Origin of the sequence: Methylobacterium sp. CCH5-D2, assembly GCF_001556475.1 — a bacterium.
Taxonomy (GTDB): domain Bacteria; phylum Pseudomonadota; class Alphaproteobacteria; order Rhizobiales; family Beijerinckiaceae; genus Methylobacterium; species Methylobacterium hispanicum.
On the sequence record NZ_LSIX01000882.1, the window covers coordinates 1 to 1,753 of the forward strand.

Annotated in this window: 2 protein-coding genes; both read right to left on the reverse strand. The window is 75.8% G+C overall.

Going from position 1 to position 1,753, the window contains the following annotated elements; all coding sequences use genetic code 11:
- Window positions 1–94 precede the first annotated feature (94 nt).
- Window positions 95–1,063 (reverse strand): methenyltetrahydromethanopterin cyclohydrolase, encoded by a 969-nt coding sequence (gene mch, locus AX737_RS23525; RefSeq protein ID WP_066925581.1) that lies wholly within the window; start codon window positions 1,061–1,063, stop codon window positions 95–97.
- The coding region (locus AX737_RS23530; protein ID WP_156453917.1) for an ATP-grasp domain-containing protein at window positions 1,060–1,753 on the reverse strand (694 nt) is incomplete at its 5' end. The genes AX737_RS23530 and mch, both read right to left, overlap by 4 nt.

Sequence of the window (1,753 nt, forward strand, 5' to 3'; positions counted from 1 at the left end):
CCGTAGAGTTCTCGTCCCTCACCCCAACCCTCTCCCGCACGGGAGAGGGGGCGCGGTGCGGTTCCGGCCCGACGGCTGGGAACCGCGTGCGCGCTTACGCGAACGAGGCCTCGACGAGCGTCGGCTCCAGGCGCCCGCCCCGGAAGGTGGCGCCGGTGCGCACCGAGGTGACGATGGCCTCGGCGGGCGAGAACAGGGCGCCGTCGATCTTGTAGAAGTCGCCGTTCACCCGGGAGAAGATGTCGGCGAACGGCGCGCCGTGGTCGGCCGAGGTGGTGGACGGCAGCTGCTCGGCGAGCTGCCGGGCGTCGGCGTCGTCCGCGTCCACGAAGAGCTGGACCCGGCCGCCGTAGATGATGGCGTCGTTGGTGCGCCCCATCGCCTTGATGAAGTCCGGGTGCTGCGGCGAGAGCGGGGCGGTGCCGATGCCGTCCACGATGGCGTGCAGGTCGAAACCGACCGTGTGGGCCTTGTGGAGCGCCACCTCCAGCACGCGGGCCACCACCTGGGTGGCGCCGGCGAGCGACTGCGTCGGTGCGAAGATGAAGGTGAGGTTCTGAGGATCGACGCCCGTGGCCTCCGCCACCTTGGCGACGACGCTCGCCGGGGGACCGCCCGCGGCCTCCAGCACCAGGGCGGTGTGCGTGGCCGAATCCTTGTAGCCGAGCTCGGTGTAGAGCTCCTCGACGGTCGCGACCGCGCGGCCGGGCCCCGAGCCGAGGGCGAAGAAACCGGAATCGCCCGTCTCGTCCGCGAGGCTCCAGCCCGCGTACTGGCTGCCGAGGCAGGCGAGCACGGGGTCGGCGGCGTGCACCACCACCGAGTTCGGCCAGGCGGCGATCGGCCCGGTCGGGCTGATGCTCACGGTGCCGAGGCCCCCCAGGCAGATCTCGGCGATGCGCCGGCCCGCCTCGATCGAGCCCCGGGCGCTGGCGCCGGCATCGACCATGCGGGCGCCGCCGGGCTCCTGGCGGACGTCGAGCCGGAGCAGGCCCGCGTCGGCGACGAAGCGCTCGACCAGGGGGGCGCTCAGCGCGTTGAGGCTCGGGTACTGGGTGCTCATCCGGGGGCTTCCTCCTGCGCGAGCGCGGTCCGCAACGCCGTCGCCCGCGCCCGCAGCGTTTCTCTGGTCTCCGCCGCGTCCGCGCCCGTGGCGAGCACGGTGCAGAGCGGCGCGTCCCGCCGCACCGTGGTGCCGGCGCGGGGGCGGTCGCGCACGTGGTCCGGCCAGGCGTGGGCCGGCACGGGCGCGAGGTCCCGGTCCGCGTAACAGATCTCGGCGGCTGCCGCATCTGCCGGTTGCGAATCGGGCGGCGGCATGCCTCCGCGGCTCGCCGCGAGATGGGCGAGGATGAGCGGGGTCGCGCGCCGGTCGAGCACGTCGAGGGTGGCGCCGGGGCGCGGGTTGATCTCGGTGAGCCACCAGCCCTCCGCGGCGACGAGGCAGTCGGCGCTGGCCAGCCCGCGCAGGCCCGTGCGGGCGACGAGCCGGGCGACGGCGCCCGCGATCTCCGCGGCGATGTCCGGGGGGACGGACGAGGGCTCGGCCGCGCCGCGGGCGAGCGCGCCGCCGTAGCGGAACGGGCGGAGCGGGGAGGGGGCGCACCACTGCTCGGTCAGCGCCAGCACGCGGATCCCGCGCCCGTCGCCGAGGACGTTCAGGGCGTGCGGCCGGCCCGGCACCCGGGCCTGGAAATAGGCGCCCGGCGGGGCCCGGCCCCGCCCCGCCCGGCGGATATGGCTGCCGCCCGAG